This is a genomic window from Longimicrobium sp., from assembly GCA_036389795.1.
In the GTDB taxonomy this organism is placed as follows: domain Bacteria; phylum Gemmatimonadota; class Gemmatimonadetes; order Longimicrobiales; family Longimicrobiaceae; genus Longimicrobium.
On the sequence record DASVWD010000025.1, the window covers coordinates 26,492 to 50,521 of the forward strand.

General features: G+C 74.0%; 19 protein-coding genes. All 19 read right to left on the reverse strand.

Annotated elements, in window-relative coordinates:
- Positions 1 to 84 precede the first annotated feature (84 nt).
- A complete protein-coding gene (locus VF746_03205; protein HEX8691427.1) occupies positions 85 to 708 on the reverse strand; it encodes a hypothetical protein in 624 nt (207 codons plus the stop codon).
- A complete protein-coding gene (locus VF746_03210) occupies positions 705 to 3,311 on the reverse strand; it encodes a DNA cytosine methyltransferase (GenBank protein ID HEX8691428.1) in 2,607 nt (868 codons plus the stop codon). Before VF746_03210 ends, VF746_03205 begins: the two co-directional genes overlap by 4 nt.
- Before the next feature lie 307 nt (positions 3,312 to 3,618).
- The gene (locus VF746_03215; GenBank protein HEX8691429.1) at positions 3,619 to 3,936 is read right to left on the reverse strand and encodes a hypothetical protein; all 318 of its coding nucleotides are present in this window, start codon (positions 3,934 to 3,936) and stop codon (positions 3,619 to 3,621) included.
- Positions 3,937 to 3,944: 8 nt separating this feature from the next.
- On the reverse strand, positions 3,945 to 4,229 hold the full coding sequence (locus VF746_03220) for a hypothetical protein (GenBank protein ID HEX8691430.1): 285 nt from the start codon (positions 4,227 to 4,229) through the stop codon (positions 3,945 to 3,947).
- Between the two features lie 70 nt (positions 4,230 to 4,299).
- Positions 4,300 to 6,081 carry a hypothetical protein gene (locus VF746_03225; protein ID HEX8691431.1) on the reverse strand — a complete coding sequence of 594 codons (1,782 nt, stop codon included), beginning with the start codon at positions 6,079 to 6,081 and terminating at the stop codon, positions 4,300 to 4,302.
- 437 nt (positions 6,082 to 6,518) lie between these two features.
- Entirely contained in the window at positions 6,519 to 7,004 is a 486-nt protein-coding gene (locus tag VF746_03230) for a hypothetical protein (GenBank protein HEX8691432.1), read from the reverse strand.
- 59 nt (positions 7,005 to 7,063) lie between these two features.
- Positions 7,064 to 8,464 (reverse strand): hypothetical protein, encoded by a 1,401-nt coding sequence (locus VF746_03235; protein ID HEX8691433.1) that lies wholly within the window; start codon positions 8,462 to 8,464, stop codon positions 7,064 to 7,066.
- Positions 8,461 to 9,021 (reverse strand): hypothetical protein, encoded by a 561-nt coding sequence (locus tag VF746_03240; protein HEX8691434.1) that lies wholly within the window; start codon positions 9,019 to 9,021, stop codon positions 8,461 to 8,463. Before VF746_03240 ends, VF746_03235 begins: the two co-directional genes overlap by 4 nt.
- Before the next feature lie 114 nt (positions 9,022 to 9,135).
- Positions 9,136 to 9,363 (reverse strand): hypothetical protein, encoded by a 228-nt coding sequence (locus VF746_03245; GenBank protein HEX8691435.1) that lies wholly within the window; start codon positions 9,361 to 9,363, stop codon positions 9,136 to 9,138.
- 110 nt (positions 9,364 to 9,473) lie between these two features.
- Entirely contained in the window at positions 9,474 to 9,872 is a 399-nt protein-coding gene (locus VF746_03250; protein HEX8691436.1) for a hypothetical protein, read from the reverse strand.
- A gap of 4 nt (positions 9,873 to 9,876) precedes the next feature.
- Complete coding sequence (locus tag VF746_03255) at positions 9,877 to 10,782, reverse strand: ParA family protein (protein HEX8691437.1); 906 nt, start codon at positions 10,780 to 10,782, stop codon at positions 9,877 to 9,879.
- A 141-nt stretch (positions 10,783 to 10,923) separates the two neighbouring features.
- Positions 10,924 to 11,757 (reverse strand): hypothetical protein, encoded by an 834-nt coding sequence (locus VF746_03260; protein HEX8691438.1) that lies wholly within the window; start codon positions 11,755 to 11,757, stop codon positions 10,924 to 10,926.
- A 4-nt stretch (positions 11,758 to 11,761) separates the two neighbouring features.
- Positions 11,762 to 12,091 carry a hypothetical protein gene (locus VF746_03265; GenBank protein HEX8691439.1) on the reverse strand — a complete coding sequence of 110 codons (330 nt, stop codon included), beginning with the start codon at positions 12,089 to 12,091 and terminating at the stop codon, positions 11,762 to 11,764.
- Between the two features lie 56 nt (positions 12,092 to 12,147).
- Positions 12,148 to 17,298: a hypothetical protein gene (locus VF746_03270; GenBank protein ID HEX8691440.1), complete on the reverse strand. Its 5,151-nt coding sequence runs from the start codon at positions 17,296 to 17,298 to the stop codon at positions 12,148 to 12,150.
- 174 nt (positions 17,299 to 17,472) lie between these two features.
- Complete coding sequence (locus VF746_03275) at positions 17,473 to 17,895, reverse strand: hypothetical protein (GenBank protein HEX8691441.1); 423 nt, start codon at positions 17,893 to 17,895, stop codon at positions 17,473 to 17,475.
- Positions 17,896 to 17,977: 82 nt separating this feature from the next.
- Entirely contained in the window at positions 17,978 to 19,174 is a 1,197-nt protein-coding gene (locus VF746_03280) for a toprim domain-containing protein (protein HEX8691442.1), read from the reverse strand.
- 71 nt (positions 19,175 to 19,245) lie between these two features.
- Positions 19,246 to 21,108 (reverse strand): ATP-dependent DNA helicase RecQ, encoded by a 1,863-nt coding sequence (locus VF746_03285; protein ID HEX8691443.1) that lies wholly within the window; start codon positions 21,106 to 21,108, stop codon positions 19,246 to 19,248.
- A 93-nt stretch (positions 21,109 to 21,201) separates the two neighbouring features.
- A complete protein-coding gene (locus tag VF746_03290) occupies positions 21,202 to 22,467 on the reverse strand; it encodes a DNA methyltransferase (GenBank protein ID HEX8691444.1) in 1,266 nt (421 codons plus the stop codon).
- A 78-nt stretch (positions 22,468 to 22,545) separates the two neighbouring features.
- Positions 22,546 to 24,030, reverse strand: a 1,485-nt coding sequence (dnaN, locus tag VF746_03295) for a DNA polymerase III subunit beta (GenBank protein ID HEX8691445.1), incomplete at its 5' end; no start/stop codon positions are given.

The following is a 24,030-nucleotide window of genomic DNA, read 5'->3' on the forward strand; positions in this document are numbered from 1 at the left end:
GGCCGCACCTGTGGTACCCCGCCCCGGAAAGGGCGGTTCTGAGGGCGGGCGCTTCCACCAGCGGGCCAATCGCCCGCTTTCAGCTCAGAGGAGACTGAGCTGGAGAGGTGGATCCGTGTCCGTCGGCGGCAGGTCGGAAGGCGGCCGATTCCCGTCCGTGGCCGGTGTTTCCGGAGGGGTACCGGTTCCGGGCCGCACCCCCAGGAGGCGCCGCGCTTCGGCCAGCAATGCGGCCCGGCCGATCCTGCGCTGGCGAGGGCCGGGAAGCTCGGTGATCACGAGCGACGGGCCGCGGGAGTCGAAGTGGAAGCCCACATTACCCCGCCAGAAGCCGAGCGTCGTCATCTCGTCGGGCTCTCCGGCCGGCCCGCCCATCTCCTGCACGATCGCCGCGGCGAGCTGCGCGTCGGACATCGCCGGCCAGTGGGCGCGGCGGCACGCCCAGCGCTCCTCCGCACCCTCGAACGGGTGCAGGGCGATCCAGAGGATCCGCTCCCGGTCGAGGTCTCCGCCTTCGCCCCGGTACCGGCCGAGGAGGGACATGCGGCCCGAGCCCGCGCTGCGGGACACCCGCGCGCCGGTCATGACCTCCCAGGCCGCCAGCGCCTCGCTCTCCGGGGTTCCGGGCGCCGGAGCCTGGGGGAGCAGGTCCGGGCCCAGAGTGCAGAACGGGGGGAGCACGGGCCCGGCGGGGGTCGGCGGATTCATGCGGCGATGCGGTACTCGGGGGTGAACACCGGCGCAGGGCGGGGCGCGCGGGCGCTCCGCGCGGCCGCCAGCGGGACGACGCCGGGGATGTTGCGGATCTGCGAGAGGACGAGCGCCCGCGCGGTGGATACCGGGACCGAGTTGCCGACTTGGCGGGTCTGCTCGGCCTCGGTCCCCACGAACTCGTACGTCGTCTCCTCGTCGTCGAACGAGTGGGAGCGTGCCAGCTCCCGGTTGCGGAGCATGCGGAAGGCGACGTCGATCTGCACCAGGACTCCGTCCACCCAGATTATCCGCCCGCCGCCGAGATCGATCCGGTCGGCGACGGCCGGCCTCGCCTCCGCGAGCGGCAGCTCGAGCGCGCCCTGCGCGGCCGCATCCGCTCCCGGGCCGAGGAGGCTGAGCTGGTCGCCCGCGCTGGCGCTCACCACGCCCACCTGCGAGCCGCCGCCGGTGAGCGTGGGGATGGGGAGCCCCACGTGCCGCGGGGCCGGGCCGCCGCCCATGCGGCTGTGGCGCGGGGAGATGATGTAGGACTCCGCTATCCCACAGCCGGTCTTGCCGGTCACGGTCCACAGCGGGTCCCCCGTCCCGCGCACGCACGCGCCCCCCGCGCCCGCGTTGTCGAAGCGGACCATCACGGGGACGACGAGCGCGCCGGCGCCGTGACTGGTCACCGCGGGCGCAGGGAGGTCGATCCGGTGGACGCGTGGCGCCTGGCCCGGCCGCTCCCCGAACTGCGGCACCAGGTACGGTGTGATCGCCGGCAGGCAGAAACCGTAGCGCGCCTTGGTGGTGACGGCCCCGAGCGGCGAGCGGAGCGCGGCGGCCGCGTTCCGGCGCCCGACGTTGCTCCCGAAGAAGGCCGCGACGTACCCCTGCACCGCGTCGTGGACGTGCGCGCCGCGGACGGCGGGATCGAGCAGGGCGAGCCCGCGCGTGGCGGTGAGGCCCTGCAGTGGCTCGCCCACGTCGCGCACCCGCCGGCCGTTGTTGCCGCTCGGGCCGTCGCCGTGGTTGACGGCGACGAGGTACTGCCGGAGCGCCGGGCCGCCGGCACGGGACGCGAGAACGGGGACGGCGAGCGAGATCGCGCCCGCGGTGGCCACTGCGGGGATCGGCTGCGTGGTCGGCCGCGGGGCGCCGCAGGACTGCTGCGAGAGCACGTACGCCTGCACCCCGGGCCGGGCGAGCCAGAGCCCGCCACCGGTGCCGGTCAGCACGGGCGCGAGCGGCTGGTGGACGTCGCGGGGTGCGTTCTGGGTGCGGTTCGCGCAGGTGTACGAGAACCACCCTCGGTCCCGGACGCTGGCCCGCGAGAGTGCGACGTGCAGCCCGCCGGCGGTCACGGTGGGCGCCGGGGCGGCGACCGGGCGGAAGGTGTTGGTCCCGTACAGCATCACCAGGTACGGGTCCGGCGCCGCCGCCGGCGCGACGAGCTCCGCCGAGCCGTCCGGGAGGTGGAGGAGCTCGCCCGGATGGAAGACGACCTTCGCTTCGGCCGGATCGACGCGCACCGCGCCGTCCTCCGTCCAGCGGAAGCAGAGGAGCGCGCGGCGGTCGGGCCGGTCCACCCCGGCCTCGTCCAGCCGCACCAGCTCCATCTCCTCCTCGATGGCCGCCGCGAACGCGTGGCGCCACGGGCCCGTGAAGCGGTCGGTCCCCGCCCGGACGCGCCGGAGGGTGTTCACCGCGAGCGCGCGGAGCTGCCGGCTCCCCCTGGGCGCCTTGTAGCCTTTCCGGCGCGGGCGGCGGTTGAAGATGGAGGTGCCGCGGTCGCTCCAGTCGATGATCTCCGCGGCCCCGCGCCACTTCGGGAGCATGCGCCCATGGGCGTCCACGCCGCCGTGCTTCGAGTGGGTCGCCTGGGGCCACTTGATCGCGACGCCGTCCTTGCGCGCGATCATGAACCAGCGCTGCCGGCTGGTCGGGTCGCCGTAGTCGGCGCAGGTGAGGATGCGCCACTCGACCCGGTAGCCGCGCTGCTCGATCTTGCGGATCCAGCGGCGGAAGTACTCGCCCTTGCGCCCCTTCATGGGGCGGTCGGTCTTGGGGTCGATCCGGCACCAGTCTTTGAACTCCGGGACGTTCTCGCAGATCAGGACGCGGACGTCGATCTCGTCGATCCAGCGGATGATGGCCTCGGGGTCCATCCGCTTCTGATCGCTGTTCGGCCGCCCCCCGCGCGCCCGCGAGAAGAACACGCAGCTGGGGCTGCAGAGCAGCACGTCCAGGTAGCGCTCCGGGACGATGTCCACCGGGTTCGCCGCCCGTACGTCCTCGATGTAGTGGCGGACGTGGGGGTGGTTGAGCCGGTGCGTGGCGATGGCGACGGGCCAGTGGTTGACGGCGGCCATCACCGCCTCCAGCCCCAGCTCCCGGAGCGCGCGCATCGCCCCGCTGGTGAAGCCGCCGGCGCCGCAGAACAGGTCGCAGAGGAGGAGCACGCGACGGACGCCGTGCCGGTCGTAGGGACCGACGATCCGGTCCATCCACCCCGAGACGTGTCCGGGCCGCTGGGCGCCCGCCGCGGCGCGGTCGGGCGCACGAGGCCCCGGCGGGCGCAGCCCCCCGGGCGCGCTCCTGTCGGCGATGGCGATCACGGGACCGGGGAGAGGTGGGGAGGAAACGCGAAGGGGGCGGGCGCCCGGTCGGGCGCCCGCCCCCGCTGTCGGAGGTCTTGCTTAGAGAACGGCGGTTCAGGCGGGGGATCCGCTGGCGCAGACCGGAGGCCCGCTAACCCACGGACACGCGCCGGCTTTTCTCTGGGCTGGGGGTGACAAGATCCCTTTCACCACGGGGGCGGCCGGCGCACGGATGCCGCGTCAGCCCCAGCCCCGGCGAAAACGCAGCGAGCCCGCACCGGAATCCGGTGCGGGCTCGCTCAGGCCGAGGGGCCGAAGGGTTCGTCTACAGGTCGTCTCTGTCCTTGTCCGCCCGCTGCAGGCCGACCAGGAACGGGTCGAACTCCTGGTGGAGGGCGTCGTCCTCGGGCGGGACGAGGCTCGCCCCGTGGTCGCGCAGCCAGGCCGCTTCCTCCGAGTTGCGCTTTACCGGGTAGTACTTCCCCTCTAGCTCCCACACCTCGCCTGGGCTGGGGAGATGGTCGGCGAAGGTCCGCGCGCCGGCGATCGTGCGGGTCGTGAACATGTACGTGCGCGGGTCGAACGGCGGGAGCGGCGGCAGCTCCCCGAGGATGTCCTCCGGGGCGTCGGGCTCGGTGGCCATTGGGTCTCCTACGTGCCGGAAAGCGGCCCGACGATCAGCTCGGGCTCGTGCGCGAGGGTTTCGGCGAGCCGGGGGTCGGCCCGAAGCAGGAGCCCGGGGTCGTGCGCCACCAGGTGGCGGAGAAGGGCTTCGCCGCCCTCGCGGCCGGCGCGCACCAGCACCAGCCCCGCCAGCTCCAGCCCCCGCTCCAGCTCGCTCTCGTCGCCGGCCGCCGACTCCAGCGTGGCGACGACGTCGGCGGGGATGCTCGCGAATGCCGGACCTTCGCGCGTGTCCACGAACAGGTGTTGCACGTTCCCCCTCGTCTGGTGTCGTTGGGCGGCTCCCCCGCCGCCCCTCGCTCCCGCTTTTCTGCCGCCGGGGTCAGAGCCCGGCCGGCCCTTCCCTCAGCGTGCGGGCCACGCGGGCCGCCTCCACCGTCGCCCGCGCCATCCCCGCCGCGACGTGGAGGGCGGACGCGCCGGTGATCCCGGTGATCTGGCGCATGGCCACCTGCTTCTGCTCGGGCGAGAGCACCTCCAGCGTCTGCTGTGCCGCCTTCTCCGCGCCCTCGACGCCGCCGAGCGCTTTCAGGCGCTTCTCGCCCGCGTCGATCTCGCGCTGCCGGCCCTCGTAGACGCCCTGGGCCGCCTCGCGCACCTTCTCCCGCCCGACCACCTTTTCCCCGTCGGGGGTGGTCCACTCCACCTCGCGGCGGGTCGCTGACTCCGCCTTCCCGAACGCCTCTGCGCGAGCCGCGAGCCGCGAGCGCGCGTCGTCCCCTGCTGCTTCCTCTCCTCCTGCCGAGCCCCGCCACGCCCGCGCGGCGGCCTGCGCCGCACGCCGGAACGGTCCCGGCTCACCTTCGGTGCGGAGCTCGCCGAGCAGGGCGGGATCCTTCTGCAGCCGGGCACGCGCACGCTCGAGGCCGTCGGCCGCGACGGCCTCCTGCCACCGGCGGATGGCGCCGTCTGGGTCGCGGTACACCTCGGCTGCGACCGCGCGGAAGTCCCGGCGGGCGCGGGCGAGCGTGTCGTCCTGCTCTTTGAGCTCCGCCAGCTTCTCCTCGGCCTTGCGGCGCTCCCCACGGAGGGTGCGGAGCCGCTTCGTGAGCTCGCGCGCCTCCTCCAGCTCAACGTGCGCCTGCACGGCCGCGTCGACCGATGGGTCGCCGGTGGATACGGGGCCGTTCGCACCGCCCGGCGTCCCGTCCTCGACTCCGCCCGGTGCACGGCCTTTCCCTTCGGGACGGGGCCCGGGCGCGTCCGGGGCGGGGCCGCCCGGGCCAGGCTCGCCGTGGCCAACGCCCCGGTCCCTCTGCCGGTTCAGGTGCGCTTCCAGCTCGGGGCCCCGCAGCTGGACCGCTGCCTGGATCCCCTCCATCGCGCGCTCAGCGTCCCGGGCGCCGAGTCGCGCCTCCGCAAGCGCGTCCTGCGCCTGGAGCCGCTCGGCCTCCTCCGCCCCGCGGACGCGGTGGTATCCGTACGCGGTGCTGGCGTAGTCCGTCGCCGACCTGGCGAGCTCCCGCGCCTGCGCGGCCCCTCCGGGCAGGTCCTCGCGCAGCGGCCCCAGGACCGTGGGGTCGCGGCGAACGAACCCGATGGCGTCCATCCCCCGCTCGTCCACCATCTGGTGGAGCCGGGCCTCGGCGGCGAGCGGGTGCTCGTACGCGCCGGCGAGCCGCTTCCGCAGGCCGTCGGAGGCGGCCAGCAGACGCTCCCGGAGGTTCTGCGAGAGGTCGCCGGCGGCTTCCTCCAGCGACCGCGGGAGAGGAGCGGAGCGCTCGTCGGCGGGAGGCTGGACCAGCCCCGCGCGCACGCGCAGGTGGTCGCGGGCCGCGGCGAAGCGCGCGAGCTGCTCGGCCTCGGGGGGGCTCACCCCTTCGCCCAGCACGTCGCGGGAGCGGCGGGTGAAGAGTCCGGCCGCCTGGTCCGGCCCGTACGCCCGGGTCAGCGCGTCCCACGTCGCGCGGACCTGTTCCCGGTCAATCCCGCGGACCGCCTGCAGCCGGTCGGTGAGGACCTGGTCGAGCAGGGCGGCGCCGACCTTGGGCTCGCCCTCGGCGACGCGGGAGTGATACGCCTTCGCGCCCAGCACCGCGGCCTGGCGCGCGACCGCCTCGCCGCCTTCCTTCAACGGCCCGAAGTGCGCCGGGTCGTCCCGCATGCGGATCGCGGCATCCGCCGGGCCGGCGCGGGATGCCTCCTCGTAGAAACGCCGGGCTGCGTCCTGCGGGTCGGCGTACGCATCCGCGAGCCGGGCGCGGTACTCCCCGCTCAGCTGACGGGTGTGCTCTCTGAGCACTTCGTCAGGATCGACAGCAGTTGCGGGGTTCGCTGCGGAGTTCATCAGCGGTCAGAAGAGGGGCCGCGTTGGGGACGGTTGGTCGCGGCCAGGGGCCGCCGCGGAAAGCCCCGAAAATAGTCGGCGTCAGGCGCTCGCGAAAGCGGAAGAAACAGGTGATTTTGGGCCGGGTGGAGGTTGGCGCGTTGGGAACTCCTTCGAGCCGCCAACATTCCCGGTCAGGGCCGTTGGCGGTCGAGCAACACCTCCGCTGGTACCCCGGTATGTGCGTCGGGGCCGACTGAACCCCTATCATGGAATCAGAAAAGGACTCCCTGGCCGTCCTCCCACCGGTTCACCGGCTCCTCGGGAGGAAGCTCCCGGGCCGGGACACCGAACGCACATCGGAAGGCGTCGCACACCGCGCCGCGTTCCCACCTGACCTTCGAGTCCCCGGGAACATCGCCGGGGCGCGGCTCGACGGCGAGGGTCCAGTAGAAGGCGCGGCGGCCCATCGCGTCCGGTGGATCCCAGCCGCCGGCGAAGACAACGGTGCCCATCCACTCCGGGGCGACGCCGCGATTCCGGTAGACGGAGTTGCCACCGCACATCAGGTTCGCCGAGAGGAAGTCGGAGACCTGCCGATCGTCCATCCCTTTCCCGCGCCCGCGCTCGAGGAGTGAGATCTGGTAGGAGGAGACGTAGCGGCCCGGCGACGAGACGAGATCGCCGTACGGGTACAGGCGCGCCTCGACGGCGGCGCGCAGAAGGTCCAGGTGAGGGTCGCCGGTATCGGGCCACTGCACCGGGCGCGAGGGCGTCCAGCGCTCCTCGGCCGCGTGGCGGCGTTTCGTTCGTGCAGGCATCAGAGAGGTTCGGTGGAAGAGAGCGGGCGCGGCCCGGCGTGGCTGCGGCCACTCCGCAGCTCGGGGCGGATTTCCTCGGGCGGGATCGTGGTGGGGTAGAAGTCGCGGCGGTGGTCCCGCCGCCGACGCTGGCCGCGCGCGGCCTCCTCCGCCAGCAGCCGCTCGGTCAGGGGGCGGTGCCGGATCTCGGTCTGGCGCCGGTACCAGGCCGAGCAGCCGAGGCCGGTGAAGTAGGCGTGCTTCGGCGGGAAGGATTCCATGCGGACGCCGCTCTCCGGCTCCCACCTCAGCGCGACGGCGGTGCCGGGTGGTGCATGGACTCTGCGCCAGTCGCTCCACGCTCCCTCCAGCGCCGCCGCGATCTCCGGCTCGGTGGCGCCGGGGCGCGTCTCCACCTGCCGCACCCACGCGGCGTCGTGCACCTCGGTCTCCCCACCGCGCCTCACCTCGATGCGTACGTGCCCGCCCTCCCACGCCAGGCGGAGCGCTGCGGCGGTGTGGCCGCGCTGGGCGGGCGCGCGCGCCTTCGCCACGGTGCGGGCGCTCAGCCGCCGCCCCGACCGCAGTCCGACCGCCTCCCGCGTCCAGCGGCCGCCGTTCGTGCGGCCGGTGTAGTGGAAAGCGAGGATCTGGTAGATACGGCCGAGCATGTTCTCGTACGGGTCGGCCCAGGTGGTCACGCCCTTGATGTAGCCGCGCCCGCGCCCGCGGTCGGCGCCGGCCGACTCGCGCAGGAGGCTCAGGTGCTCCGGGGCGAGCGCCTCCCCGCGCAGGAGCCGCTGGTGCGCGGACCAGAGCGCGCGGTTGCGCGCCTCCAGCCCCGCGAGGCAGCGGCAGAGGAACCAGCTGGCCGCCCCGTTGCCGAGCGGCGCTCGGTCGACGTCCGCGGGAGAGAGGGCGAGGCGGCTGAGGGCCGCGTATTCGGCCTCCGTGACCGTGAGGTGCCGCCGCTGAACCGCGCTGCGGGTGCGGTCGGCGGGAAGGAGGACGAAGTTCTCGCGGGCCCACCGGGGCCGGCACACGCGGCTGAAGACGGCGACGCCGAGCAGGGCCTCGCCGCGGTACAGTCCGAAGGGGAGCCCGCGCATGCCGGGCCCGGCCGTGTAGTGGTTCCGGGCCAGGAACTCGCCGATTACGCCGGTGGAGCCGCGCGGCGGGATCCGCCGCACAATGCACCCGTCGGGACGGAAGAGCGGCCCGTCCGGTGGTCCGGCTGGCCGGCGGTGGGGGAGCGCGGCGTCCCAGAGGCCAAGCTGGTCGAGGAAGAGCGAGGGTCCGCGCGCCGGATCCGCTCCCGGCCAGGCGAGCGGCGAGGCCGGATGCACGGCGCACGGACGGCGGCGCGCCGGCCGGGTGCCGCGCGGCGCCTGGCATCGGCGGGTGGATGCGGCCCGGATCACGCGGCGATCCGCGTCGCGTCCGCGGCCTCCGGGGCGGGGGAGACGAACTCCGGGCGGGAGACGCTCCGGGTCACGCGGCCCAGCACCTCGCCCGCGCCGCGGCGCACCACCGTGACGTCCGACGTCTCGCCGTCCCGGTCGCGCCTGAACTCCAGCTCGTCCACGGGGACGGCGGTGGCGGCCGCCACCCGGCGCTTCAGCGTCTCCGTGAGCACGATGGTGCGGCCGCGCAGTTCCGCGCGGAGCCGGTCGTTCTCGGCGAGGAGCCGCTGGACCAGCTGGCCGGCCGCGTGCACCACCCGCTCATCCCCCTCGCCGAGGAGGCAGGCGAGGAGGTGCTGGCACACCACCTGGCGCCAGGTGAAGTCGCCGCAGTCGCAGCGCTCCACCGTCGGGTCGATCAGGTCTACGAAGTGCCGTTCGGCGCCGCCGGTCACCGCGTACCGGCCCCGCTCGGTACGGCGGACGGTGAGGGTGAGGGCGCGCGCCAGGCGGTCCGGGTCGACTCCCCCGGCCGCGTCGATGTTCACCAGGGCGATGATGCGGGTCCCGTGCATGGTGCGTCGGAGCGCAGGGAAAAAAGGCGAGGCCCCGCGCCGGACCGTCCGACGCGGAGCCCCGCCTCCTTTTCTCCCCCGGGGTTGAACCCCTCACCCGCCTGCTGTTCCCGGCTACTGGCCGCCGCGTCCGCTCCTCGGCCGGCACGAGAGGGACCTCCACAGCTCGCCGAGCGCCGCACGGAGGTTGCGGACGAAGCCGTCCAGCAGCTCCCCGCCGGACGAGTGCCGCCGTCCGGGCGCCGCCGCCCGCGGGCTCGCGGGTGCAGGCCGGTGCGACCGGAACTCCACCGAGCGGCACCGGTCGCAGACGCGGCCCGCCAGCGCGAGCTCGCCAACCATCACCGGTGCGGTCCCCGCGCGGACGGCGGTCCAAGTGCCCATCCGGCCTTGGGTGCAGCTCCCGCAGGGATCGGCCGGTGGCTCCTCGACCACCATGGCGGGCGTGCCGCTCACGTCGTCCTCGCCGGCAGGAAGCGCAGCAGGTACTCCGTTACTTCATCCTCCGAGTCGCAGAGACCCGCCACGTCCAGCCCACTGCGCAGCACGGCCTTCACCAGGCCGCGCACGAGCGCGCTGCGGTCGAAGGTCGTCTCGGTGCGCAGGCGGATCGCGAACGCCGTGGTGTCGAGGTAGTCCCGCGGCTCTTTATCGAGCTGGAACTCCCGGGGGCGGAAGGACCGCCCGTCGGCCGGCGCCGCTTCGGCCGCGGGCTTCGGCCGGACCTCGCGCGGCGGAGCCGCAGGTAGCCGGGCTACCGCGGTGTCGGACGGGCGTGCCACCCCCGGCAGGCGCGGCACGCGGCCGGGAACGGGCTCCAGGCCGCGACGGGGGAGCGCTTCGTCGGACATGGTCCTACGCGGCGGACGCGGTCACGGGTGCGGGGAGGAAGCCCAGGCGCACGCCGCGCAGGCGCACGTCGGCCGCGAGCTCCCGCGCGTCTACGCGGCCCCACTCGACGCCCCGCAGCAGCACCTCGGCGGCCAGGTCGCGGTAGCACTGGGCTCCGGTGGAGCGCAGCCGCGGGTCTTCCTGGAAGATGGTGCGGAAGTGGTCTTGCGCCCGCTCGATGGTGACGTTCCGGCGGATCACGGTCTCGAACACCGCGGTGCCGTAGTCGGCGCGGATCTCGGCCTCCCGCTCCTGGGTGTCTACGAACTGGTAGTTCAGGTCGGTGAGCAGCACGCCCATGATGTCGGCCATCGGCTCGGCGCTGGTCGCGCGCAGTGCGATCAGGCGTTCCATGAAGCGGAAGAGCCGCCCGGTGCCGTGAAGGGAAAAGCGCTCGAGCTTGGTCGGGATGATGAAGCGGTCGCCCGCGATCATGGCGAGCGTCATGGGCAGGCCGATCCCCGGCGGGCAGTCGAAGAGGACGACGTCGAACGGCGTCTCCAGCATCGCGAGCGCGTCGCGGAGCCGGGTGCGGAAACCGGGGACGCGGGCCAGGCGGATCAGCTCGTCCTCGTCGCCGAGCGCCTCACAGGCGGTGATGAGGTGGAGGTTGGGGGTGGTGGTCGGGCGGATGGCCTCCTCGATGTGCATCCCCTCCAGCAGGACGCCGCCGAGATTGGGCCCATCGTCCTCGGCGCCCAGGGTGAGCGCGAATGACGTGCTCGCCTGGGGATCCATGTCGATGATCAGCGTGCGGAAGGAGCGCGACGCGATCCCGATCTCGCCGGCCTGGGCCAGCGCGGCTCCGAGGTTGATGGTGGTGGTGCTCTTTGCGACGCCGCCCTTGCGGTTGACGATGGGGATTCTCATGCGGGTGCGGGAGGAGGTGGGCTGTCTCTCTCCCGCACTGGTACCCCGGGTGCCGGGGGGCCGCCGGGCCGGGCGCCCGGGTATCCGGGTGGCCTCGCCAGCGCTCCGCGTCTATCGCCGCACCGGATCAGCGATGCGACGTCACGAACCGCCGATGTCCAGGCGCATCGCTCCCTCCTGTTTCAGCACTAGGTCATCGCCCCGCAAATTCACGTTCCTGTGGAAGAAATCACACGCTCCGTCAAGATCGAGGACGGATTCCAGGAGTGACGCTCGGGTGGTCCGGTTGACCGACTTAACGCCCAGGCAGACAAAGCCGTGCGCCAGGGCGAAGTTCCCGATGACATCGGCCGCCTGCACCATCGCGGACTGCTCGTCCGGCAACACCCGGAGCTCGTCCATCACCGGAGCGCCCGGGTGATGAAGGTTCCGGAAGCCGTTGTAGAACGCCCGGAGAAGCACAGCCGCGGAGAGCCGTGCGGCCGGACCGGAGCCTGCCAGCTTGGCGAGCAACTCCCTACGGTCGTCGCTGTCGACCTCGAAATCGGCCACGGATCCGGGAGCGATCCCGTCCATTACACGCTGGAACGCGACCAGCTGCGGGCCGAAGAGCTTGGACGTCTCCAACAGCCTCCGGTCGTGCTGCTGATTCCCGATATACGCCGCCTCCATCAAACCGGTGATTGCGGAGGTGATCCGGTCGCGTTCGCCTGCGCTGTGGAGGACAAGGGTGATCCTAGACGGGGCGTTGTCCAGCACCGCGTCGCGCACCGCGGACAGGAACTCCGCGTAGGCGGGGGCGTGAGCGGGAGCGAACTTCCGGGCGTGAAACACAGCGAGGCCGTGTTTCGCCAGGATTCGCTTGGTCTCGGCCTCCAGCGCGGTCGCCGCGATCTCGGGAAGGATGACGTAAGCGTACCCGTCCACCTGCTGCGTACCCGAGGCGATCTCGTCCGTCCCGACGATCAGCTTCATCCGCTCACTCCCCCGGGATCTCTTCGTTCCACGGCAGGGTCGAGCCCCGGTGGTGCCGCAGCCGCTCCTCGCGGCCCATGTCCTTCTCCCAGCGCGGCACAGCGTACACGACCCCCTGCGGCAGCACGAGCTCGTCGTCCGACTGCTTCCCATCCCGGAAGACGGCGAGACGGTAGCGCGGCTGCCGGTCCGCCTTCGTGGGCGGGAGCAGCTCGATCACCACGCCCTCGCCCGCCTCCCGGCCGGGGCCGTCCGACCACGCCAGCCGGTCGCCCAGCGTGTGCTCGTGCCGGGGCTCCGGCTTTACTCGTTTCTTCCCCGAACCGCCGCTCATGCTCCCTCCGCGCGGGCGGGGCGCACCGCCCCGCCCGCCTGTGGTTTTCCGATGCGCTACGCCGCCATCGCCACCGCCTCGGCGTCGTCGGAGACCTCCTCCGGCTCCTCCTCCACGGTGGCCACCTCCAGCGCGCCCAGGTCCTGGCGCTCGCCGGGCTCGTTCATCCGCAGCGCCCGCTCGATCTCGCGCAGCCGCGCCACCAGGGCATTCAGCTTCTCCTCCTGCGGGAACGGCTCGTCCGTGATCCCCTCCAGCTGCGCGGCCTGCGTGCGCAGGTAGGCGACCTGGTGCTCGTAGCTCTCCGCGATCCCGTCCAGCCGCCGCGGCACCGCTTCCAGGCTCTGCACCAGGTGCACCGGCGACTGGAAGAGCTGCACGTCCTGCTCGTAGGTCCGCGCGCCGCGCAGGATCAGCGCCGTGTCCATGCGCGGGTGCACCGCCGCCAGCAGCTCGAAGCCCGCGAAGCTCCCCACGGCGACCGTCTCGCGCCCGCGCGAGGCGTGGCACGCCTCCTCCACGAAGCGGCGGAGGGCGGCGCCGCCCTCCGGCCGCTTGGTGTAGAGCTGGCCGGCGACGGTGATCCGGAACGCCTCCCCGGCCGTCCCCTCCCGGCGCGCCAGGTCGGCGCGCGTGGCGGCCAGCATGGCCTCCGCCTGCTCCAGCCGGCGCGGGAAGTCCTGCCGCTCGGCGCGGGCGCGGATCTGCCGGTCCAGGAACGCGCTCCGGGCGCGCTTGAGCCGCGCGATCTCGGCCTCGGCGTTCGCCTTCTCCAAGATCATCGGGTTCCCGGCCGCCAGCGCCTTCACCTCCGCGTAGCTCAGCGTCACGCTGTCGTTGTCGGCGATCTCGCGGATGCTGGGGTCACCCATCATCACGCGGTTGATCATCTCCAGCTTGTAGTGCAGGAGATTCCAGACGTAGAGGTCGAAGGAGCGCTCGGTAACGTAGCGCCGGATCCAGAGGTACGGCCAGATGTTTCCGCGCCGCGCCCCGCGCCCGTCGCGCTGCTCCACGTCGCTGGGCCGGTAGGGCGCGTCGAGGTGGTGGATGGCGAGGATGCGGTCCTGGACGTTGGTGCCGGTGCCCATGTTCACGGTGCTCCCGAGCGTCACGCGCACCAGCCCCGCGCGGATCGCCGCCTGCAGCGCCGCCTTCTTCCGCGAGTTGTTGGCCTCCTGCATAAAGGCGATCTCGTGCGCCGGCACCCCGCGCGCGAGCAGCTTGTCGCGGACGTCGTTGTAGACGCTGAACGATCCGTCGTAGCGCGGGACGGAGAGGTCGCAGAAGACGAGCTGGGTGGCCCGGTCGCGCTGCGTCTCCTCCCAGCGGCGGAAGACGTCCTCCACCAGCAGGTTCACCTTCGAGCCCGGGTGGTCGGGGAGCCGCAGGTCGATCAGCCGCATGTCCAGCGCGGCCTTGCGGCCGTCGTTGGTGACCAGGAGCATGTTGTCGACGCGCGGGTCGACGTACTCGTCCGGGTCGCGGATCCGCTCGGCGCGCTCCACCAGCGTCTCGGTGTACTCCAGTAGCTCGTCCGAGGGCTGGGCGGTGACCACCTCGGGGCGCCCGCCGAAGAGCTTCGGCCGGGGCAGCTGGAGGAGCCGCTTCGGCCCGCGCTCCCGCACCCGGATGCGCGGCCAGGCCGACTCCTGCATCGACGGCGGCGGAGAGAGCTCGGGCTCGGGCGCCTGCTCCTGCGCCTCGGCGGCCGCCGGCGGCGGGTCGTAGAGCGACTCGGCGAGCTGGATGTCGATGCGCTGCGTGATGATCCCCAGCAGCTCGGGGACGTTGGTGAAGTGGAAGCGCTCGCGCATCCGGAAGCCGCCGCCATCCGGGCTCGGCTCCAGCTGCCAGGTGCGGCGGATGAAGTTGGCCGCGAAGGCGTCGAAGTGCTCGATCCCGTACTCGCGCAGGAGGTCCGGCGCCATGTAGCGCAGGTGGACGTGCAGCTCGGCGATGGTGTTGGAGATCAGCGTCCCGGTCATCCCCACCACGCCGCGCCCGGGCCGGAGCGACTCCAGCCAGGCGCACTTCATCATCAGGTCGGAGGAGCGCTTGGACGGCTTCGCCGCCCGCGGCATCCCCGCGATCTTGGTCCGGGTCGCGGCGTTCTTGTAGAGGTGGATCTCGTCGACGAAGAGCCAGTCGACGCCGAGTTCCTCGAAGGTCAGGTTCTCGTCCTTCCCGCCGTGGTGGGAGACGGCCTTGAGCCGCGCCTCGTACTGGCGGAGCACCACCTGGATCTGCTTTACGGTGAGGCTCCGCTCGCCCTCCTCGACGATCGCCTCCTGCAGCAGCTCCTCGAACGCCGCGACCTCCGCCTCCAGGAAGCGGATCTCGAACGCCTTCGACATCCCCAGCCGCTCGAAGGCGGAGTGGGTGACGATGATCGCGTCGTACTCGCCGCTGGCCGCCCGGGCGAAGAAGAGCCGGCGCTTCTCCTTGCTGCTCACGTCCTCCACGTGCGCGGTGAGGAGGCGCGCCTCGGGGTACGCCTGCAGGAACTCGCGCGAGTACTGCTCCAGCATGTGGTTCATGGTGGCGTGCAGCGGCTTGGAGCAGATGCCGAGCTGCCGCATGCGCATGCTGGCCAGGATCGCGGCGAGCGTCTTCCCCGCGCCCACCACGTGCGCCATCCCGGCGTTGCCGTGGGAGACGATCTGCCAGGCGACGTTCTTCTGGTGGGGGTCGGGGACGAGCGCGGAGGAGAGGCCGGGGAACGTCATGTGGCTGCCGTCGTAGTCGCGCAGCCGCACGTCGTTGAAGCACTCGTTGTAGCGCCGCACCAGGTAGTCGGCGCGGTCGGGGTCGGCCCACGCCCAGCGCGTGAACTCGTCGGCGATCTGCTGCGCCTTCTCCTGCGCCTCCAGCGTGGCGTCGGCGTTGCGGACGGTCTTCTCCTTCCCGTCCTCCTCCACGGTGTCGTAGATCACCGTGGCGCGCTGGTTGAGCAGGTCCTCCAGGAGCCGGTAGGCGCTCGCGCGCGCGGTCCCCCAGACCTTGCGGGCGCGCACCGAGTCGCGCAGCTCCCGCGAGGCGCGCACGGCCCAGAGCGCCTCCTTCTCGACGTGCGCGAACTGCACGTCGGCGCCCGCCTCCAGCTCCATCAGGTCGAGCACGAACTGCCGGTAGGCCGCGCGCTCGATCCAGGTGGCGCCGAGGGCGACCGCGATCTCGGAGGGCCCCACGTCCGCCGGCTGCACCATCTCCAGCGCGTGGACGTTGATGCGGAAGCGCGGGTCGTGCTCCGCCGCCTCGCGCGCCTCGCGGAGCTTCCGGCGCACACGCCCGGAGAGGTACTCGTCGTCCGTCTCCCACGCGGCGGTCGCGGGGTTCAGGAAGATGCGGCCCTCCAGCTCCGCGACGACCTCCTCCTCGGTGCGCCCCCAGAGCCGCGCGATCAGCGGCAGGTCCACGCGGGCCGCGCGGTCGAGCGACAGCAGGAGCGCCTCCTCGGCCGAGGACGCCTCCTCCACGAACGCGAACGGCCGCACCACCCGCTGGGTGAAGATCGCCGCCTTGCGCACCGTGCCGGCCTCGGCGTCGTAGTGCTCCAGCGCGGCGACGTTCATCGCGTACGGGTCGTCCCGGAACGCGTCGAGGTTGGGGCGGCGGACGATCACGTTGCCGGCCGCGTCCTCGATCCGCTTCTCCAGGTTCACGGGCCCGTACTGGCGGACGAACGCGTCGTAGGCGCGGTTCAGCTCGCGGCGCGCGGCCTCCTGCTCCTCCTCGGCGCACTCCTGGTTCTGCGTGCGCAGCACCTCGCGCTGCGCGTCGCGGATCGCGCAGAGGGCGACCACCTTGTAGACGTCGCGCTCGTGGCGAAGCCCGTGGAAGACCCAGCGGCCCTCCCGCCAGCGGCGCAGGCGCCCGCGCACCACCTTGAACGCCCCGTCGGCGAGCCCCGCCGCCGCGGCCGCGTCGGCGAAGTCGATCGCGCCGGCCACGCGCCGGGGCTGGTACACGTCCTCCGGCAGCAGCGCCGCGATCCGCGCGAGCTCGCCCTCCAGCGTGGCGCCCGGGGCGAGGACCACCGCGGGCTCGCACTCCCGGAACTGGCTCTTCCCGGTGAGTCGGAGGTGCCCGGCCATCATCTCGGGGCGGGCGGCGAAGTACTCGTTGACCCGGGCCGGGCCGTCCGGGGTCTCCACCTCCACGCTCTCCAGCCACGCCGGCCCCTCCGCCGGCTCGCCGGCCTTCCGGCGCCGCAGGATCAGCAGGTCGGTGGTGACCCGCTGCACGGCGCGGCCGCGGAAGGCGCTCTCCGGGAGCCGCACCGCCGCCACCAGGTCGGCGCGCTCGGCCAGGTGGGCGCGCACCGCGGGGTCGAGCGCGTCCAGGGTGTAGCGGCTGGTGACCAGCGCGACGATCCCGCCGGGGCGGGTGAGCGCCACGCTCTTGGCGATGAAGTAGTTGTGGATGGTGAAGAGGCGCGGGTTGTGGACGGGGTCGTGCACTGGATAGTTGCCGAAGGGCACGTTCCCGAGGACGAGGTCGTAGGCGTCGCGCGGGAGGACCGCGTGCTCGAAGCCGCAGACCCGGATGTCGGCGGACGGGTAGAGCGCCCGCGCCACGGCGCCGGCCAGCGGCTCCAGCTCGACGCCGGTCCAGCGCACCCCCGACTCCGGCGGCGGGCCGTACCCCAGGAACGCCCCCGAGCCCATCCCCGGCTCCAGCGCCTGCAGCCCGTCCCACGCCGGCCCTTCGATCCCCAGCCGCGCGAGAAGGGCGTAGATCCCGCGCACCAGGGCGGCGGGGGTGTGGTTCGCGTTGGGGGTGCTCGCCTGTGCGGCGCGCCACTCCTCCGGCGTGAGCAGCTCCTTCAGCTCGCGCCCGAAGCGCCCCCACTCCGGGTGGTCGTCCACGAAGACGCCGGGGAACGGCCCCCAGCCGATGTAGCGGGCCAGGACCTCCTGCTCCTCGCGCGTGGGCTCGCGCGCCTCGTCCCGCAGGACGTGGAGGAGCCGGACCGCCGCCAGGTTGGCGCGTACCCGGGCGCGGGGGCCGCCCTCGGGCGCGGGGGTCTCGGGGAAGCGGAAGTCGGGGAATCCGACGGGGACCACCACCGTCTTCGTCCCCTCGCCGGCGTCCTCCGGAACGGTGATCACCAGCGACCCCTCCGGCGTGAAGCCGAAGAAGCCGAGCTGGTCCTCGGACGGGTGCGTGTCGGCGGTGGGGTCGGCGGGAGCGAGCGAGGCCATTCTCTCCTCATTGCACACAGTGGGGACGCGGGAGGCGCCGGGCGCCGGAATCCACCCCGCTTTTCTCCGCCGGCGGAGTCTCGGCGGGCGCGCGGCGCCTCCCGCGCACGGCCCGGAACGCGGAAAGGCCCACCTCCGAGGGGGAGGCGGGCCTACGACGGGAACGCGCGAGGTTCAGCGGGGCGCGAGCGACGCGGTGGGCGCGCTCCCGCGGAGGAAGTCGAGCAGCTGCTGCACCACCCACGCGGGGACCAGCCGGCCGACGGGGACCTCGTCGTCGGGCGCCGCGTTCAGCCAGTGGAACACCCACGGGCGGCGGCGGAAGAGCCACGGGTGAGTGGCGGGCCCGACGGCGCGGCCGGAGGCGTCGGTGACGAAGACCTCCCAGGCGGCGACTGCGGCCGGCGGCACCGCGGCCCGCGGCTCGCACCAGCGGTGCAGCGCCGACGCCTGCACCGCGACCAAGTAGGTGCCGGCCGGGAGCGGCGCGAAGACGCGGCCGCCGTTCCCGTCCGCGCACGCTTCGGTGAGGAGGTCGAGGAACGGCTCGCGCGCCCCCGCCTGCGCGGACGCGGGGGTGAGCTGTGGGTTCGGCATCCGTGTATCCGTACGAAAGCGAAGCCGGGCGCTGCTCCTGGCGGCGCCCGGCGGGGAGGAAGCGAGGACGGAATGCGACCGGCTACGCGGCGTGCACCTCCGCCGCGCCGGTGCACTCCCAGGCCCGCGTCTCGAGGATGGCGGCGAGCCGCCCCTGCTGGTGGAGCGCGTTGGGGTCTACCTCAGTGATCATCCGCCGCCAGCGCTGCGCGACCCACGGCTCGCCGTACGCGGCGACGAGGCGTCTGCGGAGCGCGGCGGCGCCCCGGTCGCCGGCCCGCTTCGGATCCCGACAGTCGTACCAGGCCACGATCCGGAGCGCGCCGCCGAGCTCCGCCGTCCAGGGGTCGAGCCACATGCCCGCGCCGTAGAGACCGGCCGCGGGCTCGCCGAGCTGGCGGAGCGTCTCCGCGTTCAGCTCGCCTTCAACTACGTGCACGGTCGGCCGGCGGAGTGCGTCGGCCTCGTAGGGCCAGAGCGGCTTGGCGGCCGCCAGCGTGCGGTAGCGGTTGTGCTTGTAGTCCGGGTGGTCGGGGAGGAGGTTGCGGAAGCGGATCCCGACCACCTCACCGGCGCGCCGGAAGGGGATCAGGAGCGCCGGGAAGCAGCCGTTGAAGGGGAGCGTCACCGCTCCGTCCTCCGCAAGCGGGAACCCCGCCGCGGCGAGCTCCTCCATGCCGTAGCTCCCGGCCAGCCGCGCGGCGAGTGCGGCCCAATCCCGCCGTCCGTCCAGCGAGCGGTAGCCGTACGCCTCCGCCGCGGCCGAGTCGAGGCGGCGCTCGCGCGCCAGGTACGCGGCCCCGCGCCCGGTGAGCCGCAGACCGTCGAGCACGTCGGAGTAGACCGCCGAAGGGAGGCGCGCGCCCGGGAGCGCGAGGACGGCCGCGAGGTTCCGCTCCTGCGCGCTCGGCTCCCCGGCGGGTACGGCGGCCGGCCGGGCGCGGGGACGAGACCGGCGGGGCCGCGGCGCGTCCGCGTCGTCGTCATAGACGATGCCGAGCAGGTCGGCGAGGCGCCGGCAGGCCTCGGCCAGGCCGCAGCCCCAGTGCCGCATCGCCACGTCGAGGTTGGAGTAGCCCCGGCACCCCCGCGGCTGGTCCGCGCCGCACGCCGACCAGCACCCGAAGCCCGCGCCCTCGCCCGGGTAGGCGTGGAGCGCGTCCGAGGAGCCGCAGAACGGGCACCCCCACTTCCGCGCCTCGGCCGCCTTCGGCAGCCCGATCCGCTGGGCGACCGTCTGCGACTCGCGCGCGTTCACCTCCTTCCACGGCAGCGGCACCGGCTACCTCCTGTTGCGGCGTGACGGCGGGCGGCGGACCCGGCCCGCGGCTTTCCTGCGGCTGGGGCGGTTCATCCGGGCCCTCCCCCGCAGCGGTCGCAGTTCCCGCAGCGCGGCGGCGCCTCCTCCCCGAAGTAGCCGAGCAACGCGCGGCGGCGGCATCCTGCGCCCCGCGCGTACGCCTCCACGGCGTCGACGCGGCGCAGCCGCACGGCGCGCCTCCTCGCCAGGGCGTCCCAGTCCACGGGGAGCGCGTGGGGCCGGAGCCCGCGGCGGAGCACCCGAGTCCCCGTCTCCTGCTCCCGCCACTCCACCAGCCCCTCCTCCGCGAGCCGCTCCAGCCGCTCCCGCGCGCGCTTCAGCCCGCCCGTCAGCGCGTCCAGGTCGGCGCGCGCCACCACCTCGCCCTCACCGGGATCGGCGCCGGCGCGGCGGAGCGCCCGCCAGAGGCCGCGGAGGAACCCCAGGTCGTCCGCCCGGGCGGGACCGGCGAGCGTCGCGGTGATCCGCTCCGGCTCGGCCGCGATCCGGGCGCGGATGCCGGCCTTTCCCACGGAGACGTGCGATACGACGCCCGCGAGCGCGAGCACGCGGACGCTCGCGTGGAGCGACCGGGCAGCGGGTCCGCCCAGCGAGCGCTCCAGGTGGGCGAGCGGGCCCGGGAGCCACCCCTCGTCGTCCACGGCGGCCTCCAGCGCAGCGTACGCCTCCTCCACCAGCGCCCGGTCGGGGAAGCTGCGGTCCAGCAGCAACTCGGCGATCCGCCGGTCGTCGGGGTCGTGGAGGAGGACGCACTCGGCGGGGAGCCCGTCGCGCCCCGCCCGGCCAGCCTCCTGGTAGTAGGACTCGAGGCTTCCCGGGGCGGCCAGGTGCACCACCGTGCGGACGTCCGACTTGTCGACGCCAAGCCCGAAGGCGTTGGTGGCGACGGCGACGCCGACCTGCCCCCCCATGAACTGCTCCTGCGCCTCGGTGCGCGCGGCGGCCGGCAGTTTCCCGTGGTAGGCGACCGCTGGGAAGCCGCATTCGCGCAGCACGGCGGCGAGCGCCATGACGTCGCTGCGGGTGGAGGCGTAGACGATGGCCGGCCCCTCGCGCTCGTCCAGGATCTCCAGGACCTGGCGGACCTTGTCGTCGAACCCGGCCGCGGGGCGGACGCTCCAGCGCAGGTTCGGGCGGTCGAAGCCGGCCACCTGCACCACGGGCGCGTCGAGCCGCAGCACGCTCACGATGTCGTCGCGCACCTCCGGGGTCGCCGTGGCAGTGAGCGCCACCACCTGCGCCTCCGGGAACGCCGCCCGGTGCCGTCCCAGGCGGACGTACGCCGGACGGAAGTCGTGCCCCCACTCGCTCACGCAGTGCGCCTCGTCCACCGCGAGGAGGCGGACCGGGAGGCGCCCCACGCGCTCCCGGAACTCCCGCGAGTCGAGCCGCTCCGGCGAGACGTAGAGGAAGCGGAGCATCCCCGCCTCGGCCGCCTTCACCGCCTCCTCGTTGGCGCGGGGCGTGTTCGTGGAGTTGATGGCGGCGGCGGGGATCCCGGCGTCGCGGAGCCGGACGACCTGGTCGTGCATGAGCGCGATCAGCGGGGAGACGACGAGCGTGAGCCCGCCCCTGCACAGCCCGCCCAGCACGTACACGAAGGTTTTCCCGCTCCCCGTCGGCTGGATGGAGACGAGGGTGCGCCCCGCCAGCACGGCGGAGAGCGCCTGCTCCTGCGCCGGCCGCAGCGCCGGGAGGCCGAAGTGGTGCCGGAGGAGGCTCGTGGCGTCCTCCAGCGAGGGCGCCGCCGCCACACGTGGAGCGGGGCCGCGCGGCCGCGCGGGACGGGCCGCGCTCCGCGCCCGCCGCGGCGGGGCCGCCACGGGGCCGCCGAGGAGGTCATGGATCGCGTCGGCGTCTGGAGCGATGGTGGGCGATGCGACAGGGGCCATGGAGGTCGCCTGGAGACGGTGGCGGGGGAGCCCCGCCGAGCCGGGCGCCCCCGCCATGAGGTGGTACCCCGGGCCGCGCCGGGCCGCCGGGAGTCAGGCCGCGAAGAGGTCGGCCTGGGCGGGCGGCGCCGGGCGCAGCGGCCCGGGGAGGAAGGAGCGGAAGCCGGGGCTGCGCTCGAAGTGGAAGCTGGAGCCGCGGACGTAGGTGAGGGACAGGTCGCAGGCGATCCAGCGGCGGCCGAGCCGCTCCGCGGCCGCGGCCGTCTCCCCGGAGCCGGAGAAGAGGTCGGCCACCAGCCCCGCGGGCGGGGTGAGGAAGCCGATCACCCGCTCGGGGAGCTCGGGCGGGAAGCGCGCCGGGTGCGGCGGGAGCCCCGTCTCGCGGCAGCGCCGGAAGTAGTGCGAGTTGCTGTCGGTGTTGGCGGCCGAGAGGAGGGCCCCGGCGATCGCCCCGCCGTTGTCGGCGGAGAAGGCGCCCGGCGCGAGCACGTGCCCGCTCGGCCGTGCGGCGCCCGCCTCCCCGCCCGCGGCCAGGCGCCGGCGCATCGCCCGGCTGTACGGGCGGAGCACGGCCGTGTTGTCGGCGTAGGGGTGCGGGTGCTTCGCGAACCAGAGCACCGGCTCGACGTCTGGGACCAGCCGCTCGCGCCGCAGGCACACCCACTCCGCGGGCGCGGGGAGCTTGGCGGGGTTGTGCCAGTAGAGCGTCTGGCAGAGGACGAGCCCCAGCTCGTCCACCATGCGCAGCACCAGCCGGTGGATCCACGTCGATTCGGCCGGCGCCCCGCGCTCGAACGGCGCGGCGAGGTTCAGCACCATCGAGCCGCTGTCGCGCAGCTTCGGCCGGACCCGCTCCGCGAGCGTGAGCGCCCAGTCGACCTGCTCGCGCCCGGAGCGCTGCCCCTCGTAGGCCTTCCGCTGGTCGGGGTAGGGGAGGCTCCCCAGGAACAGGTCGATGGAGTCGTCTTCCACGACCGCCAGGGCGGCCTCCGCCTCCCCCCAGAGCATCACCCCCTGCTCGGTCACGAACACCTGCACCACCACGCCGGGGAGCGCGTTGTGCAGGGCACGCTCGCCGCGGTCCGTGAGCTCCCACACGCCGCTCTCGGGTGCGTGCGCCAGCCTCGCCGCCCGGGCGAGCTGGTGCACCCAGCGCACGTGCCGCCCCCACTCGTTCACCTGCGGCCCGGCGGCCCCGGCCCGCACGCGGCGGGTCCGCTGCTCCTCGTCGAGCCCCGCGGCGTCGGCGAGCCGCGCGCGCACGGTGGCGCTCGTCGCGGCGCCGCCGGCGTCGGCGAGCACCTGGAGGAACGGGAAGAGCAGCGCCCCCTGCGAGGGGAGCTTCTTGGCCTCGGACATGGCTGGAACGCGTGGATGGGGCGCGCGGAAGCGTGCCCGGGCCGACGCGGGCCCGGGCACGGGGATGGACGCCGCGCGTCAGTTGAGGAGCCGGAGCGGCATCACCAGCATCTCCGTCGAGATGCCGTCCTCGTCCTCCACGGGGCGGAGCATGGCCGCCCGCTCGGGGGCCTTGAAGCTCATCCGCACCTCGCCGGCGGGGAGGTAGCGCAGGAGCTCCAGCAGGTACTGGGCGTTGAAGCCGATCTCCAGCGGGTCGCCCTGGTAGTCCACGGGCACGTCCTCGTGCGCCGCGCCGAGGTCCGGGGTCTCCACCGAGACGCGCAGCATCGGCCCGCCGAGGGAGAAGCGGATGCGGTGCGTCTGCTCGCTGGCGACGATGGCCATGCGCCGCACCGCCGCGCTGAGCGCGCCCCGGTCCGCGATCAGGACCCGGTCGTTGTCCGCGGGGATGACCTGGCGCCAGTTCGGGTACGGCCCCTCGATCGTGCGGGAGACGATCTCCCACCCCTCGCCACGGAAGCCCAGGTGGTTCTGGGTGCGGGCGACGCGGACCTCCTCCTCCTCGCGCGGCAGGCGCGCCACCATGGCGAGCGCGCGCGGGTGCACGATCACCTCGTGCTCACCGAGCGCCTTGCCGCCGGCGATGCGCGTAACCGAGAGCCGGTGACCGTTGGTGGCCACCATTGCCATCTCGTCGGGGCCCAACTCCCACAGCACGCCGTTCAGGATCGGGCGCGTCTCCTCGGTGGAGGCCGCGAACGAGGTGCGCTCGATCAGCAGCGCGAGCGTGGCGCCGGGGACGGTGAAGTAGTTCTCGTCCCACTGGATCCCGGGCGGGGTCGGGAACTCGTCCACCGGCATGGTCGCCAGCTTGTAGCGGGTCCGGGTCTCCTGGCACCAGAGGTGGAGGGTGTCCTCCTCCAGCCGCACGTCCAGCGTGCAGCTGTCGGGGATCTCGCGCGCGATCTCCTGCAGCTTCTTCCCCGGCACCAGCACGGCGCCCGGCTTGGCGACCGCCGCCGCGACCGTGCGCGTGACGGTGGTGTCGAGGTCGGTGGCTGTCATCCGGATCAGCCCGTCGCCCTCGGTGGCGATCAGGACGTTGCTGAGGACCGGGAGGGTGGTCTTCGTCGGAAGCCCGGCGACCACGGCGGCCAGCCCCGCCTTCAGCACCTGGGGCTTCACCGCGAACTCCATCTCGCGCACCGGCTCCGGCTCCAGGAGCGCGGTCTCGCGCGTGCCGGCCTCCGCGGCCTCGTTCGGACCGAGGTCCATGGCCAGCGGCGCCTCGCCCTCCGGCACCTCCGCGTCCGCCCCCGCCTGGGCGTCGTGGCCGCTGGTCGCCGGGGCCGCATCGGCGGCCACGCCCGCGTCGAGCCCCGTCTCCACCTCCCCGGTGGCGGCCGTCACACCGTGCGCCTCCTCCACCACCGCTTCCGCACCCACCACCTCCGGCCCCGCGCCGGCCGCCGGGCTCTCCACCACCGCACCGGCCTCGGCCTCCGGCGAGACGGCACCCGCCTCGGTCCCGTCCGTGCCCCGGCGCGACCGCCGCGGCCG

Excerpts from the sequence above, each read along its gene's own strand:
- VF746_03205 (HEX8691427.1), bottom strand. The coding sequence starts at position 708 with ATGAATCCGCCGACCCCCGCCGGGCCCGTGCTCCCCCCGTTCTGCACT.
- VF746_03215 (HEX8691429.1), bottom strand. The coding sequence starts at position 3,936 with ATGGCCACCGAGCCCGACGCCCCGGAGGACATCCTCGGGGAGCTGCCG.
- VF746_03225 (HEX8691431.1), bottom strand. The coding sequence starts at position 6,081 with ATGCGGGACGACCCGGCGCACTTCGGGCCGTTGAAGGAAGGCGGCGAG.
- VF746_03240 (HEX8691434.1), bottom strand. The coding sequence starts at position 9,021 with ATGCACGGGACCCGCATCATCGCCCTGGTGAACATCGACGCGGCCGGG.
- VF746_03245 (HEX8691435.1), bottom strand. The coding sequence starts at position 9,363 with ATGGTTGGCGAGCTCGCGCTGGCGGGCCGCGTCTGCGACCGGTGCCGC.
- VF746_03250 (HEX8691436.1), bottom strand. The coding sequence starts at position 9,872 with ATGTCCGACGAAGCGCTCCCCCGTCGCGGCCTGGAGCCCGTTCCCGGC.
- VF746_03255 (HEX8691437.1), bottom strand. The coding sequence starts at position 10,782 with ATGAGAATCCCCATCGTCAACCGCAAGGGCGGCGTCGCAAAGAGCACC.
- VF746_03260 (HEX8691438.1), bottom strand. The coding sequence starts at position 11,757 with ATGAAGCTGATCGTCGGGACGGACGAGATCGCCTCGGGTACGCAGCAG.
- VF746_03265 (HEX8691439.1), bottom strand. The coding sequence starts at position 12,091 with ATGAGCGGCGGTTCGGGGAAGAAACGAGTAAAGCCGGAGCCCCGGCAC.
- VF746_03270 (HEX8691440.1), bottom strand. The coding sequence starts at position 17,298 with ATGGCCTCGCTCGCTCCCGCCGACCCCACCGCCGACACGCACCCGTCC.
- VF746_03275 (HEX8691441.1), bottom strand. The coding sequence starts at position 17,895 with ATGCCGAACCCACAGCTCACCCCCGCGTCCGCGCAGGCGGGGGCGCGC.
- VF746_03285 (HEX8691443.1), bottom strand. The coding sequence starts at position 21,108 with ATGGCCCCTGTCGCATCGCCCACCATCGCTCCAGACGCCGACGCGATC.
- VF746_03290 (HEX8691444.1), bottom strand. The coding sequence starts at position 22,467 with ATGTCCGAGGCCAAGAAGCTCCCCTCGCAGGGGGCGCTGCTCTTCCCG.